Annotated in this window: 15 protein-coding genes and 3 pseudogenes; 10 read left to right on the top strand and 8 right to left on the bottom strand. The window is 63.3% G+C overall.

Translation table 11 applies throughout. The annotated features are described in order from the left end of the window. Positions 1 to 129 precede the first annotated feature (129 nt). Positions 130 to 909 (top strand): IS256 family transposase, encoded by a 780-nt coding sequence (locus K883_RS19135; RefSeq protein WP_036455212.1) that lies wholly within the window; start codon positions 130 to 132, stop codon positions 907 to 909. Positions 910 to 977: 68 nt separating this feature from the next. Here K883_RS19135 and K883_RS27015 read toward each other — a convergent pair. The 3 genes and pseudogenes from K883_RS27015 to K883_RS28060 form a co-directional block, all read right to left on the bottom strand. Beyond that, a pseudogene (locus K883_RS27015) lies at positions 978 to 1,121 on the bottom strand (ISNCY family transposase); the annotation flags it as partial. Positions 1,122 to 1,191: 70 nt separating this feature from the next. Then, on the bottom strand, positions 1,192 to 1,500 hold the full coding sequence (locus K883_RS28070) for a hypothetical protein (RefSeq protein ID WP_218917176.1): 309 nt from the start codon (positions 1,498 to 1,500) through the stop codon (positions 1,192 to 1,194). A gap of 78 nt (positions 1,501 to 1,578) precedes the next feature. Further along, a complete protein-coding gene (locus tag K883_RS28060; protein WP_145958867.1) occupies positions 1,579 to 2,256 on the bottom strand; it encodes a transposase in 678 nt (225 codons plus the stop codon). On the opposite strand from K883_RS28060, the gene K883_RS28335 reads away from it, so the two are divergent. Further along, positions 2,224 to 2,403: a hypothetical protein gene (locus K883_RS28335; RefSeq protein ID WP_036455211.1), complete on the top strand. Its 180-nt coding sequence runs from the start codon at positions 2,224 to 2,226 to the stop codon at positions 2,401 to 2,403. The genes K883_RS28060 and K883_RS28335 overlap by 33 nt on opposite strands. A gap of 62 nt (positions 2,404 to 2,465) precedes the next feature. Here K883_RS28335 and K883_RS28330 read toward each other — a convergent pair. From K883_RS28330 to K883_RS19100, 5 genes and pseudogenes are all read right to left on the bottom strand, one after another. Further along, positions 2,466 to 2,576: pseudogene (locus K883_RS28330) on the bottom strand (hypothetical protein); the annotation flags it as partial. A gap of 551 nt (positions 2,577 to 3,127) precedes the next feature. Continuing rightward, a complete protein-coding gene (locus K883_RS19115; RefSeq protein ID WP_020822352.1) occupies positions 3,128 to 3,706 on the bottom strand; it encodes a TetR/AcrR family transcriptional regulator in 579 nt (192 codons plus the stop codon). Positions 3,707 to 3,798: 92 nt separating this feature from the next. Continuing rightward, positions 3,799 to 4,710 carry an alpha/beta fold hydrolase gene (locus tag K883_RS19110; protein ID WP_008256185.1) on the bottom strand — a complete coding sequence of 304 codons (912 nt, stop codon included), beginning with the start codon at positions 4,708 to 4,710 and terminating at the stop codon, positions 3,799 to 3,801. After that, positions 4,710 to 5,147 (bottom strand): PaaI family thioesterase, encoded by a 438-nt coding sequence (locus K883_RS19105; protein WP_008256182.1) that lies wholly within the window; start codon positions 5,145 to 5,147, stop codon positions 4,710 to 4,712. The genes K883_RS19110 and K883_RS19105 overlap by 1 nt, the downstream gene beginning before the upstream one ends. Before the next feature lie 53 nt (positions 5,148 to 5,200). Continuing rightward, positions 5,201 to 5,725, bottom strand: a complete 525-nt coding sequence (locus K883_RS19100; RefSeq protein WP_008256180.1) for a TetR/AcrR family transcriptional regulator — start codon at positions 5,723 to 5,725, stop codon at positions 5,201 to 5,203. 209 nt (positions 5,726 to 5,934) lie between these two features. Here K883_RS19100 and K883_RS19095 point away from each other — a divergent pair, with 209 nt between their 5' ends. The 8 genes and pseudogenes from K883_RS19095 to K883_RS19065 all read left to right on the top strand — a co-directional run bounded on the left by K883_RS19095 (position 5,935) and on the right by K883_RS19065 (position 13,450). Next, positions 5,935 to 7,428: an acetyl-CoA acetyltransferase gene (locus tag K883_RS19095; RefSeq protein ID WP_170320561.1), complete on the top strand. Its 1,494-nt coding sequence runs from the start codon at positions 5,935 to 5,937 to the stop codon at positions 7,426 to 7,428. Beyond that, positions 7,425 to 8,561, top strand: a complete 1,137-nt coding sequence (locus K883_RS19090; protein WP_008256175.1) for a zinc-dependent alcohol dehydrogenase — start codon at positions 7,425 to 7,427, stop codon at positions 8,559 to 8,561. The genes K883_RS19095 and K883_RS19090 overlap by 4 nt, the downstream gene beginning before the upstream one ends. Next, positions 8,558 to 9,136, top strand: a complete 579-nt coding sequence (locus K883_RS19085; RefSeq protein WP_036428816.1) for a carboxymuconolactone decarboxylase family protein — start codon at positions 8,558 to 8,560, stop codon at positions 9,134 to 9,136. The genes K883_RS19090 and K883_RS19085 overlap by 4 nt, the downstream gene beginning before the upstream one ends. A gap of 488 nt (positions 9,137 to 9,624) precedes the next feature. Beyond that, positions 9,625 to 10,079 (top strand): annotated as a pseudogene (locus tag K883_RS28325) (type II toxin-antitoxin system Phd/YefM family antitoxin). A 3-nt stretch (positions 10,080 to 10,082) separates the two neighbouring features. Then, a complete protein-coding gene (locus tag K883_RS19075; protein WP_008256169.1) occupies positions 10,083 to 10,517 on the top strand; it encodes a type II toxin-antitoxin system VapC family toxin in 435 nt (144 codons plus the stop codon). Between the two features lie 364 nt (positions 10,518 to 10,881). Next, on the top strand, positions 10,882 to 11,397 hold the full coding sequence (locus tag K883_RS26995; protein ID WP_014711467.1) for a helix-turn-helix domain-containing protein: 516 nt from the start codon (positions 10,882 to 10,884) through the stop codon (positions 11,395 to 11,397). Beyond that, positions 11,397 to 11,975 carry a DUF6036 family nucleotidyltransferase gene (locus K883_RS19070; RefSeq protein WP_014711466.1) on the top strand — a complete coding sequence of 193 codons (579 nt, stop codon included), beginning with the start codon at positions 11,397 to 11,399 and terminating at the stop codon, positions 11,973 to 11,975. The genes K883_RS26995 and K883_RS19070 overlap by 1 nt, the downstream gene beginning before the upstream one ends. After that, on the top strand, positions 11,972 to 13,450 hold the full coding sequence (locus K883_RS19065) for a hypothetical protein (protein WP_014711465.1): 1,479 nt from the start codon (positions 11,972 to 11,974) through the stop codon (positions 13,448 to 13,450). The genes K883_RS19070 and K883_RS19065 overlap by 4 nt, the downstream gene beginning before the upstream one ends. Positions 13,451 to 13,544: the final 94 nt, after the last annotated feature.

The raw sequence follows: 13,544 nt of genomic DNA, 5'->3' as shown, positions 1-13,544 counted from the left end.
GGCCGCGATCTCGAAATCGACTGTGGCGCAGGTATGCCAAGCGATCAAGACCGAGTACGACACTTGGGCGCGGCGTCCCCTGGGCGATGTCGTGCTCGATTACCTGTTCCTGGAGCCTCGTTCTTTCGGATGCATCCCGGCTCGCCGGCCGAGCCGATCCTGGCCGCCTGGGGTGTGACCACCGCCGGCAAGCCCGTCTTCGTTGGCCTGGCCCCCGGCGTAGTGGAGTCCACCGACGCCTGGGCTGATTTCTTGACCGATCTCACCGACCGGCGATTAGCATGCCCGCTGCTGGTCGTCTCCGACGGTGCCCGCGGCCTGATCGCCGCGATCGAGCAGATCTTCCCGACCGCGCTGCGCCAACGCTGCCTGATCCACCGGTTACGCAACGTGCTGGCCAAGATCCCCGCCGGGATGCAGGCCGAGATCCGCGACGGCTACTGGGCCGTGTTCGACACCGAAGATCTCACTACCGAGCCCGGCCCGCGGCTGGTCGAACAAATCGATGCCCGGCTGAGCGCGTTCGCTGCCCGCTACGGCGCCGCCTACCCGGCAGCGATGAAGATCCTGCTGACCGATCGCCAGGGCCTGACCGCCTATCTGCGGTTCCCACCCGAACATCATCACCGCATCCGGCACTCGAACTTCATCGAACGCACCTTCGGCGAAACCCGCCGCCGCGCAAAGGTTATCGGCCGCTTCCCGGGCGAGACCAGCTGCATCAGCATCGCCTGGGCCGTGCTCGACCGCGCATCCCGCGGCTGGCGCGGACTGACCATGACACCCGCCGGAATGCGCCAGCTCCAAGACCTGCGCCGCAACCTGCTACAACCACCCCAGCAACTGCGGCCTCAGCACACCCCCGACTCCGCCAGCAGCATCACCGAAACCGCTAGCGCCACCGCGTAACATCACCCACCGAAGCCAGAACCTTCACCCTCCGATTTACACCAGATTTCGGACGCCACCATCCGCAGGTCGAAAAACGGCACAAACGGTGTGAAGAACGCCGGATCGTCCAACAACGCATCCACCCGCGCCAGCTCGTCGGGCAGCCGCCGCACCTCCTCCGGCAGGATCGACTCCCACAACGACGGCTGATCGCCTACAGTACGAAACACGATGGCCTCAATCCCTTCTAGCCCAAGGGCTTGAGGCCATCCTCCCAGTTCAGCACCGCCAGCCCGCGGATCAACGCGCCGACTTTTTCAGGTCGAAGTAGCTAATGCGTTGTTGGGTATTCTGGTGCAATGAGGGCTCTTCGATTTTGACCGGGCAATCAGCATGAAGTCTGGGTTGCGGCCCGCTGTTTGCGGGCTCTTCGATTTTGACCGGGCAATCAGCATGGAGTCTGGGTTGCGGCCCGCTGTTTGCGGGTGCAGTGGAATCGTATCCGGCGGGCCGAGTGCTCTCGATTCCGGAATCCGCAGCTGACACGCTTGACCTGTTTGGCCAGCGGTTGTAGCCCTCGGTGCGGGCGTTGGTGATGCCGGTCTGCACGAACGCGTTAATCTCGGGCCACCAGTCGTCGACGGTGACGGCGAGGGTGAGCAGTTCGGGGATCTGGGAGTCGACGCATCAGGTGAGGAATCGGTGCAGTCGGTGCCGGGTCAGGTGGGGGTCGCCGCCGAGACGAACGGTTGCCAGCAGGGTCCGCAATTCTTCCTTGGCGATCCAGGCGGTCAGGATCTGCGCGCTCGTGTCCTCGGCCTGGATCTGGTTCCACATCTTCGCAAAGCTCTTCTTCGACAAGCGTTCCCGACCACGTAGCAGGCGGCGCCGGTTCGCCCACTCCGGGTCGATCTTGCGGCCGCGGCGCTCGCGCAGGTCCCAGGTGATGCGGCGGCGGACCTTGGTCAGTGCGTCGTTGGCCAATTTCACCAGGTGGAAGTGGTCGACCACCAGGGTGGCGTTGGGCAACAGCCCCGGCGTGCGGGCCGCGGAGGCGTAGGCGGCGGCTGGGTCGATCGCCACGTACTCGATGCCCTCGCGGAAAGGCACGCTGCGCTCGGACAGCCACGCGATCACCGTGGCACCGGTGCGGCCCTCGCGCTGCCCGAGCAGGCCCTGGGAGCCGGCCAGGTCGACGAAGCCGGTGTCCCAGGGGTCGACCCGCACCCAGCGGCCGGTCTCGGTGCAGTGCTCCCAGCGGGGCTTACCGCGGCGGGTCTCGTCGATGCCCAGCACCCGGGTGGGTTTCGGCTCGCCCAGTAGCTCCTCGGCGTGGGCGAGAAGGCGCGGTGCGCGGTCGGCCACCACACGCCGTGCGCGATCGCGACCTCGGTCACCGACCGGGCGGCCTCCCCGATCGCCGCGCCGATCTGGGTGCGCAACCGCCGGGTGGTCCGCGCCCGCGCCGGGATCTGCGCGATCGCCTCGGTGAACGAGCCGCGCTCGCAGTAGTCCTCCCGGCATCGCCAGCGGGTCTTGTGCCACCGCATCATGATTCGACCCTTGCCGTACGGGATGTCCCGCGGCGACGTCGTCACCCGGCCCTTGAGCGAGGTGGAGAACACCCCACACGACGGACACGCCGCCCCCTCCTCCTCGGCAGTCGCCACATGCACCACACGCATCCCGTCAGTTGAACGCTCGACACGCTCGACCCGCACACCGGGCAACCCGAACAACAATGTCGTACCGTCAGACACGGCCCCCGGTCCCTTCGTTCGCCTGAATGCTTCGCAACATTCAGACTTCAGAAGGCCAAGGGCCCCCTACAGCAGCGACACGCCCGGTGAGAGCGAAATCACAACTGCCCGTTTAAAATCGAAGGCGCCGAGCTGGTCCCTTCTAACTGGCAGCCGACACCTGCAGTCGATCCGCGCGCAGTTCCGTTGCTCTACGTCCACGGGTGCAGGTTCTGGCTTCGGTGGGTGATGCTACGCCGTGGCGCTAGCGGTTTCGGTGGTGCTGCTCGCGGAGTCCGGCATGTGCCGAGGCCGTAGTTGCCGGGGTGGTTGTAGCAGGCTGCGGCGCAGGTCTTGGAACCGGCGTAGCCCGGCGGGGGTCATGGCAAGTGCGCGCCAGCCGCGCGATGTTTACATTTAAAGCACAGCAATCAAGAATCTTACGAAAATCAGTTTCTGTAAGGCGCCGCTCGCGGGTAAGACCGCTCAACTCACAGCTATCTATGCCCAACGCCGAGGTAGCAGAGCGCCACACGCGAGATCCGCTCACCCGTGGTGGCGATGTCCGCGGAGGGAAGGACGACGTGACTCACGGTCAACCGCACCAGAACGTCTGCGACCTCCTCGACGTCTTCGGAGTCGAGATCGGCGAAGTGGTCGTGAAACCACGCGACCAAAGCCGCGGAGGAGAGCTGGAGCAGGGACGCCGATGTCGGCAGGAGAGGAAGGACGCCCATCGTCGGCGCACCAGCGCGATCATCCCCTGAGTGGTTGGACGTCAGCACCGACTTCAGGAGCGGACTAGCTTCTGCTTCAAGGAGGGTGAACCGCACCGCTGCAGTGATGCCGCCCTGAACGTCGCCGGTGTGTTCGGCGAGGATGGCGTGGATACCCTCCAGGAAGCGCTGACCCTCGGCCACCACGAGCGCGTCACCGAGTCCCTGCTTATCGCCGAACTCCTTATATAACGTCGGTCGGGAGACGCCGACAAGTTCGGCGACCTCACTCACCCGGACCTGTTCCCAGCCCTTCTCAATGGTGAGTTCCCGTGTCGCCCTCAAGACCTGCTCGCGCATATGTCGGCGAAACGACATCCGCACCGATTCAGTTGGCATACGAGCAGAATAGGTGGCGAACTGGGATCCCCCGCGCAGCCTGACGACAGGCGTCAAACGGTGCAGTCGAGAAAGTCGACGACCGCCGTTGAGAATGCGTCGTTGTTGTCGCCAGCAACCATGTGGCCCGCGCCCGACACGTCAACGGTTTGCGCGTGGGGAACCAGGGTGAGGAAATCCTTCACTGTCTCTTCGGAGACCATGTCTGATAGAAGGCCGCGGACCAGCAGCGTCGGCGCGGACACCTGTCGCGCGCCATCGACAAGGAATGCGCTCATCATCTCGAACTCCTCTGCGCCGTCGTCTAAATCACCCTGCAGGAACTGAAAATTCGACGTCACAAACGCCGGATCCCATCGCCAGGCCCAGCGACCATCTCCACGTCGCCGGAGGACTTGTTGGAGGCCGTCGACGTTTTCGGGGCGAGGGCGGTGCGGGTTGTAGGCGGCGATCACGTCAGCGGCCGACTCTAAGCTGTCGAAACCTTCGGGATGGGCCGACATGAACGCTACGACTCGTCGGGCGCCGTGCATCTCCATTCGCGGAGTGATGTCAACCAGGACGATGGCCTGCCATAGCTCCGGCGGGGCGAGCAAGTGCGTGCCGAGGATGGTCAAACCGCCCAACGATGCCCCGATCGCGGCAACTGGGCGGGCGGAGCCGGCGTACGCGCGCACGGCCAACAGGTCGGACCCCAGCCGTTCGATGTCATAGCGTCCGTCCGGATCCCAGTCGCTGTCACCATGTCCCCTTGCGTCGTAGGCGGCAACGGTGTAGCCCCGCTGATGCAATCGTTGGGCGGTGACATCCCAGGCGTGCCGGCTCTGACCACCGCCGTGAAGGAGCAACACGACCGCCCGCGGTCCGTCACAGCGGTAGAAGTCGACCGCCAGCGAGAGCCCATCCACCGTGGGCACGCGCTCGACGACAGGAGCGGACGAATCATGTGCTCTGTTTGCAGACATCAAGAGATGGCCTTCGGTGCGACGACGGTGACGGTGCCCTGCGCCGCACACACCGCTCTGCCGTCGTTGCAGATGTCGATACGTGCCACACCGCTGGTTCTGCCCAGCGAGATGATCTCAGCCGTGGCTACACAGGTTCCGCTGGAGACTGGACGAAGCAAATTCAGTTTGAACTCCGTCGTCGCGACCCAGGATCCCATCGGAATCACGGGATAAAACACCACTCCAAGGCAATGGTCGACCATGGCCGACAAGCAGCCGCCATGCAAGTTGCCGAAAGGCGTCTTCAGGTCGTCGCGTGCGTCCATCTCCGCGACGAGCCGTCCAGCAGTGAATTCAGTGTGCCGGAAGCCGAAGTAACCGGCCAACCCGCCCGTGGTTTCTGCTGCGCTCTGCAGTTGTTCAGCGACCTGCTGGTTGAACGTGGTGAACTGCACAGACATGTCCGGCCTCCTACCTCAGCTGTGGTTGAGACATTACGCCTTGTCTGTCACATCGGTCGACAATGGTCGCTCGCCAGGATTGCGGGAAGGAGAAACCTTGAAAGAAATGTCCGGAGCCCGTCACGACTGCGCTCCCGCGGTCCTCGAACAGTCAGCAGGCTCAGTATCGTGCGGAGAACCCACTCGGCGGCGTCGTCGACGGAGACGCCCGGTTCTACGTAACTCCAGTGTCTCCTGAAGATGGGACGGAGAAACTCGGTGACGAGTTCGAAGAGTGACGTCGAGGTCCCCGCCGCGAGGCCAACGCCGGCGAGTTCCTCGTCGCTGCCGAACAACAATCCGATGATCTCTTCGCGGCGCGCGGCCTCAACTGTGTATTCTACGAAATCGACGAGAGCGGAGCCCAGATCGGTGTGCTCCGCGATCCGGGGGTTGATGCGATCGAGATAGCGCTCGGCGGCGCGAATGATGACGCCCGACATCACCGCCTCCCGATTGGGGAAGTAGCGATACACCGTTGCCCTGGAGACACCCGCTGTTCTGCCGATGTCCTCCATGGTCGTGCCTACCACGCCGCAACTCTCTAGGCACCGCTCGGCAGCATCTAGCAATCGGTCGCGAGCGGAACCACGATCTGACGGCGCGGCAGCACCCCATCGCACCAACTTCGTCGACACAACAGCCAGTATGCCGCGGGCGCACACCATTGTGGCTTGACTGCAGATATGACACCATCGCATTCGTGTCTCACAACAGCCCGTGGCCCTGAGCGAGTGATCGATTGTCGGTAGAAGCGCGTACTCCGGTGGTGGTCGGCGTAGGCGAAGTCACCCATCGCGGGAACGACGTCGTGGACCCGATCGACTTGGCAGTGGAGGCCGCACGCCGCGCGGTCAACGACACCGGTCGCGCGGTCGAACGGCGCATCGACACGGTCGCGGCTCCCGGCATCCTGGTCATATCGCGGGACAATCCCGCCAGCAGGATCGCCGAAGCGATGCGCATCAGTCCCGCCCGCCGCATCAGCTGTCCAGTCGGCGGAAACACCCCGCAGTATCTCGTCGAGGTGTTGGGTGGAGAAATAGCCGAGGGCCGCGCAGATGTTGTCCTGGTCGTCGGCGCGGAGAGCGGGCATTCCGCGCGCAAGCTCCAGGGTGAGACACTTCTCAACTGCCCAGCCCCGCCCCGCTCCGGCGACGAATCCCTTGGGGACGCCCGCCCCGGGCTGAGTCAAGCCGAGATGTCGGTAGGTCTGAGTTGGCCGCACGAGGTGTATCCCATCTTCGAGTCCGCGATCGCCGCACGCCACGGCCATGATTTCGATGCGCAAAGGGAGTGGCTGGGAACGCTGATGGCACCGTTCACAGCCGAGGCGGCGCGCCATCCCGAGCAGGCCTGGTTCCCGCGCACACGAAGTGCCGCCGAACTCAGCGAAGTAACGGCGGAAAACCGCATGGTGTGCTTGCCTTATCCCAAGCTGCTCAACAGCAACATGTCCGTCGACATGGCTGCCGCGTTCATCGTTGTGGCGGCCGAGATGGCAGACGAATTGGGCGTCTCGCGCGATCGTTGGGTCTTTCCCTGGTCAGCGGCAACCTGCAACGACGTGTACTTCCCCGTGCAACGGCCGGACCTCAGTCGCTCAACGGGTATCGAAGTAGCGGCACGGAAGGCTCTCGACGCGGGCGGATTGACCACCGACGACATTCGGTGGTTCGACCTCTACTCCTGCTTCCCGTCGGCAGTTCAGATAGCCACCGAGGCTCTCGAGTTGGACCCCCGCGACGATAGAGGCCTCACAGTAACCGGAGGCCTCCCCTATCACGGCGGTCCCGGTAACAACTACGTCAGTCACGCGATCGTTGAGATGGTCCGACGCTGCAGACGCGACCCCACCGATGCCGGACTCGTCACCGGCCTCGGTTGGTATTCGACGAAACATTCGGTCGGTGTGTGGTCGGCCACCCCTCCACCAACCGGGTGGCGACTGATCGACACGGCAGAGGAACAAGCTCAGATCGATTCATCGCGGCTGGCCGTCGCAGGCGTCGACGAGGCGACCGGTCGCGCGACAGTGGACGGGTACACGGTCGTGTACGACCGAGACGGACGACCTCGATGGACACCGATCATCGCGCACCTCTCCGACGGGCGAAGAGTCGTCGCACGCAGCGACGATCCGCAGATTGCCGAGGCGATGGCGGGCGAGATGTACGTTGGCAGAACGGTTTGCCTCCGAAACACAGGGTCGTCCACGGGATTCGAGCTTCCATGATCGCCGAGGCCATGGTGTTGACCGGACCGCGGAATCTGGAGCGACGCCAGATGACCATCCCCGACGTCGGTGACCGCGGTGCGATCCTGCGAGTTGAAGCATGTGGTCTATGCGGTACAGATCACGAACAATTCACCGGACACCTGCCTGCCGGCTTCTCATTCGTTCCAGGTCACGAAATCGTCGGCATCGTCGAACATGTCGGCAACGCGGCCAGCGAACGCTGGTGCGTACAGGCCGGCCAGCGCGTGGCCGTCGAGGTGTTCCGGTCCTGCCGAGACTGCCCGGAGTGTCGCCGCGGCGAATACCGGCGATGTGCGGTGAACGGCATCGCCACCATGTTCGGGTTCGTCGACGTGGAGATCGGCGCCGGGTTATGGGGCGGATACGCCACCCATGTGGAGCTTCCGTGGGACGCGATGCTACTCCCGATTGCCGAAGACATGGACCCCGTTCTCGCCACGTTGTTCAACCCTCTCGGGGCCGGTATCCAATGGGGGAAAACTCTTCCCGACACCAAGGCGGGGAGTATCGTAGCGATACTGGGACCCGGCATCCGCGGGATCTGCGCGGCGGTGGCGGCGAAAGAGGCGGGAGCCGCTTTCGTCGCGATGACCGGCATCGGTCCACGCGACGATCAGCGACTGGCCATAGCCAGATCATTCGGTGTCGACCTGCCCATCGACGTATCGCAGGACGATGTAGTGACAGCGCTCCAGCGTGAGACAGGCGGACAGCTTGCCGACGTGGTCGTCGATGTCACCGCCAAAGCACCCTCCGCGTTCGCCGACGCCGTCGCCCTTGCCAAGCCTGGCGGCACGGTCGTGGTTGCCGGCACCCGCGGCGGAGGCGGCGCGCCCGGCTTTGAACCAGACACGCTGGTGTATAAGGAATTACACATCGCCGGTGCACTCGGCGTGGAGTATCCCGCCTACCGGGCAGCCCTCGAGATTCTGGCCACGCGCCGCTGGCCGTTCGACCGGATCACAAGAGAATCAACCGGATTCGCTGGTCTCGCGCCGCTGCTCAGTTCGCTTGCAGATGAAAATGCCAAATCGAGTGCGGCCCTGCACAACGTCTTCGTGCCCACGCCCTCACAGCATGCGGAGCTTCAACAGAGAAAGGTCACGTGACGAGGACGGAACGCGTACCGATGCTCGACCTTGAGCAGGCCCGGCTGCGGGCTGCCGAGTGTGGGCTGCCCGAAGAGATGGCAGAACTGTCAGTATTTCGCGTGGCACTTCACCAGCCGAGCCTCGCAGTGGCCCTGTACGGAATGCTCGAGGCGCTGCTATTTAACGGTGTGCTCGACGCCCGGCTACGCGAATTGATCATCATGCGCATCGGCTGGGTAACGGGGTCGGTATATGAGTGGACACAGCATTGGCGAATCGCGACGCTGCTCGGTGTGGCTTCGGATGACCTTCTGGCGGTGCGTGACTGGCAAAGTTCCAATCGTCTGGGCCATGCCGAGCGTGCGGTCCTGGCCGCGACCGATGATGTGGTACGTGACGGGGTCATTGCCGAGGAAAACTGGGCCGCGTGCCACAAGGCATTCAATGGCGATCACGCGGTTTTGGTCGAACTTGTCGGAGCGATCGCCAATTGGCGGCTCTTTTCGATCCTGCTTCGATCCTTGAATATTCCGCTTGAGTCGGGTACCGACTCCTGGCCGCCCGATGGGCGAGCCCCTCGACGTGACGATTGAGTAAAAACGGTTGTTCAGCAATCGCACCCAAGTTTTGAAGCTGGGTTACCCCTTATGTTCCTAGTCAGTTGTGGGCTATTGAATTTTAAACGGGTAGTTGTGATTTCGGTCTCATAGCCACGGTCTCGGGGTAATGCCACCAACTAGACATGTGGAGCCAACTGTTCTGGGACGCCTACACCAGCTTGAAGCACGCTCCGTCATACGAATACGATCCAAGGGATGTCGAGGTTCTTCGCGACTCAGGCCAACTGTTACTACTGGGAGAGTCGTTCAATCGGGTCGCTGGCAACAGAACGCCAATGAAGGCGATCGCCAGCAGTCACCGCACACAGCAACTCAAGCAGAGAATTCAAAAGCTCGTTGCTGCAAGCTAGACCCGGCGTCCGACACCGAGGCGCTGCCGTCTCCATGCAGCTGACCACGAACGCCAGCTGCGCCGAAGTCCCACCGGGGACGGCAAACACCTTCCGCCGCAACACCTTCGGATGCAGCTTGGACGGAAGGCCACCAGCCACCATGATATCGACCGTCTCGGCGTCGCCAGCACCGCGGACGAATCGGTGTACCGGCCCGTTGCCACCTCGCCTCCGGCTTGCGCAGGTCAATCTCTCAAGTCGTCGTTGCCACACTCAGAAGTGACATGTACAAATCATGGCTCAGTGAGTGTACAGTTCATGGTGTGGAGGTATCCGTGACCGAGTTGCGCGCGCACCTCAGCGATTGGCTCGATCGAGTTCGGGCTGGTGGTGAGGTCGTCATCACCGACCGCGGGATTCCGGTCGCGCGGCTCGCTGCACTGGACAGCGCAGGCAACTTGGAGCGTCTCGCGGCCGAAGGCGTGATTGGCAAGGCCACCGCCCAGCGGCCCGTCGCTGCGGGTCGGTCCCGGCCCCGACCGCGGCGGCCGGTGTCTGACCGGGTCAGCGACCAGCGGCGCTGACCGGTGCCACTCGTCTACTTCGACGCCAGCGCCTTCGTCAAACTTCTCACCACCGAGACAGGAAGCTGGCTGGCGTCCGCGCTATGGGACGGCTGCGACGCCGCATTGTCCAGCCGCCTGGCCTACCCCGAAGTCCGCGCCGCACTCGCCGCAGCAGCCCGCAATCACGACCTAACCGAATCCGAGCTCGCCGACGCCGAGCGTGACTGGGAGGACTTCTGGGCCGCCACCCGCCCGGTCGAACTCACCGCCACCGTTGAACAGCACGCCGGCCGCCTCGCCCGAGCCCATGCCTTACGCGGAGCCGACGCAGTACATCTGGCCAGCGCGTCGGCTGTCGGTGACCCCGGCCTGATCGTCGCCGTCTGGGACCGACGCCTGCACACCGGAGCCCAAGCCGCCGGGTGCCGAGTCGCCCCCGCCCAACTCGACCCCTAATCCGACCGCCCGACATTAGAGTGGGCCGACCCCAGCACGGACGACGATCAGGTACCGATTCGCCAGGTCTCAACCCGTGTCGTAGGTGGGCAAGTCCCCCTCGGACACAATTTCTTAGCTGCACGGATAGCATATCCGCTCTGAGCTCGGTCGAAGCTAATTTCCAGTATTTGCTGATGCCAAGTTGGCATCGCGTCGATGTCCTAATTCTGCCCGACGGTGGGAACGGAGAACATCCCATTGCGGTGCCATACCGCGGCAGTCGTCCTGTGCTCGCTCCGCACGAGCACCACGGTGGCACCCCTGTGCAAAGATGCCCGCTCTGCGTGGCTACGCCTATAGTATTGGATGCTATAGTTTCAAGATGGGTCCCCGTGACGTCCTTCGCCATGTCATGGCTGCAACCGGGATGAGCCAATCGCAGCTCGCGCGAATCAGTGGTGTCCGACAGCCCAGCATCAGCCAGTTTCTAAGCGGCACAATCGATTTCAGCGATGACCAGATCGACCGACTGCTGTCGTGCATGGGCTATCGACTCGAAGTCAGCCGCCAGGCCGTAAACGCGAACCTAACGCGTTCCGAGCGCCGCTCTTGGAGCATGCACCGGCAATTGGCGACGCACCTGAATGCCACATCCTTAACTGCCTGGCAGCCAACGATCTTTGCCAACATAGCCCGCCTACGCGCTGGTGTACGTGGCCAACCGCATCTCGCCAACCTCGACCACTGGCAGCATCTCGTCAGTACCAAGGATGTCCCCGCGCTGCGCCGCATCCTGACCGGCGTCGACCGCCATTCGATCGAAATGCGCGAGGTCACACCGATGGGCGGGATCCTCACTGACGAAGAGCGCCGGCAAGCACTCCGAAACGCTGTGTGATGCGCCGCGACCAACTGGAACACGCAATCCGTACCGCCTGCCAGATCACCGCCCAAACCGAAGTCATCGTGATTGGCTCTCAGGCCATCCTTGGCACCTACCCCGAATACGAGTTGCCGCACCTTGCGACCCGCTCAATGGAAGTCGACATCCTACCCATCACCGACGACAACAACACCACCATTGAACTTGCCGACCTCATCGTCGGGGTTGCCGGCGAACTCTCACCATTCGAACAAACGCACGGATTCAGCATCGATGGTGTCGACCTCACCACCGCTGCCCTACCCGAGGGCTGGAGAGACCGCCTCGTCAAAGTTCAGAACGCCAACACCGCCGCCCCCTCCGGTGATCCCCAATTCATCGGCTGGTGCCTGGACAAAGAAGACCTCTGCGTCGCCAAACTCTGCGCATTCCGTCCCAAGGACCAGAACTTCGTTCAGGCACTCATCCAAGAGCACCTTGTAGACCCCGTCGTGATCACTGACCGATTAGGCACCGTCAACGCCCGCTACACCACAGCTATCGAGACGGCCACCCGCTGGCTGGCGTACCAAATCGACAACGGGCCATCATGAACATCGACGTCCCGCCCGAAATGTATGGCAACGATCCGGCCGGATTCATCGACCACCTCGGCCTCGTCGTCTTGCGACGCCCCATCGGCTCTGACACGGTGTGGGAAGTTTCCGCCAAGCACACCGACCTCGTCTCCGCGCAGACCTTGCATGGCCCCGCCCTCAAACGCAGCAGGTTCGATGTCTCGCCAGCACCTACCCCCGACGTACCAGGAGGCATGCCACCGAAACTGTCCGACACCTTCGACAAGATCACCCAAGCCCTCGACGAAAACCCCGCGCTGGCGGCCCGCCTTGACCGCATCATCACCACGCTGATCGCCGTCCCCGACCACCAAGTCCCTGCCGCCATCGAATGGGGCAGCGCTGCGCTCTCCCGCATACCCCTAGAACGGGCTGACGGCGCCACTGAGCCATTGTTCCCGCGCCTCTCCGTCCACGACGTCCGGATCGACCCTCTCGCCTACCGCTGGTCCAAACTCCCCCAGGTGCTCCTACGCCTCAGACACACCACCGCAGCCGAACTGGTCGAGGAGTCCAAACAAAACCCCGAGAAGGCGACGTTCCAGTCGTCGGGAGCGCTGTTAGAAGGCACTGTTTTCGGAGGCCTCTATTTTGCTCCCTTACTCGGCAGTCAGAGTCCATCGATGTGGGGAATAGGCGTACCACGAGTCGGACAGGTCATCGTCTACACTTTCGGCCGCCTGATTAACGGAAGAGGATTCGGAGCAAGCCGCGACCCGCTCGACTGCCTCCGGGTGCTTATCCACCACTCCCCCACCCACGACTTCGCGAACACAATCGCCGACGCGTCGGACATGCACAGGGCGATCTTCTCTGAGACCGTTGACTGGTGGGCCTCACGTGTCGACAAGACAATAAACGACATCTTTTCTCCCACAACGTATCTCGACGCTAAGAACACCTACGTCCCCGAGGCCCACCAACGCTGGATGCTGAACCTTGAACAATTGATTACCCGCATCGGGGCGATCCTCAGCCATCCCCGCGACCGGTCAGCACAACTCATGCTCATGTTCCCAGCCATGGACCTTCTAGCCGACAGCTTTACTGGCGCCAACGGCATCGGCCAACTCATGACACCGACGCGACTCGCGAAGCGCATCAAGGCAATTGAAGAACACGTACCCACCCGGATCAAACCACTCGTCATGGCGCCGGCCTATCGCGCACTCACAGCAGCGCAGCAGGTCTCCGACGAGTTCTTCGCCCCCAGCTCCAACCCCGACGCCACAACGGAGTCGCGACTGATTCACCTATGGAACGCCCGCCGCAACACCACCCACGGATTCAACGAAAACGCCGAGATCCTCGCCGAACACACCGGCCGCCTGCCGGCAGACATCGTGTTCGTGCCCATGGTGTATCTCCTCGACATCCTGACCGACCGCGAACGATTGCTCCAGCGCATCGCCCGCGGCTGCCGCACTGCCCACCCCGGCCGCACAAGCTGACTGCGGCAGGCGCTTCCGTTGGTGAGCAACCCTGGGACAACAGCGCTGGCTGACGCTATCGACAGCCCGACGATGCGGCGAACTTCGCCTGCTC

The organism is Mycobacterium sp. TKK-01-0059 (assembly GCF_000709305.1).
GTDB classification, from domain to species: domain Bacteria; phylum Actinomycetota; class Actinomycetes; order Mycobacteriales; family Mycobacteriaceae; genus Mycobacterium; species Mycobacterium intracellulare.
The sequence above is the reverse complement of the archived record's forward strand: the minus strand, read 5'-3'. Positions and strand labels throughout refer to the sequence as shown.

Coding starts and splice junctions, on each gene's coding strand:
- K883_RS19110 (WP_008256185.1), bottom strand. CDS start 4,710: ATGTCTGCAAACAGAGCACATGATTCGTCCGCTCCTGTCGTCGAGCGC.
- K883_RS26995 (WP_014711467.1), top strand. CDS start 10,882: ATGGGTCCCCGTGACGTCCTTCGCCATGTCATGGCTGCAACCGGGATG.
- K883_RS19115 (WP_020822352.1), bottom strand. CDS start 3,706: ATGCGCGAGCAGGTCTTGAGGGCGACACGGGAACTCACCATTGAGAAG.
- K883_RS19065 (WP_014711465.1), top strand. CDS start 11,972: ATGAACATCGACGTCCCGCCCGAAATGTATGGCAACGATCCGGCCGGA.
- K883_RS19070 (WP_014711466.1), top strand. CDS start 11,397: ATGCGCCGCGACCAACTGGAACACGCAATCCGTACCGCCTGCCAGATC.
- K883_RS19090 (WP_008256175.1), top strand. CDS start 7,425: ATGATCGCCGAGGCCATGGTGTTGACCGGACCGCGGAATCTGGAGCGA.
- K883_RS19135 (WP_036455212.1), top strand. CDS start 130: ATGCATCCCGGCTCGCCGGCCGAGCCGATCCTGGCCGCCTGGGGTGTG.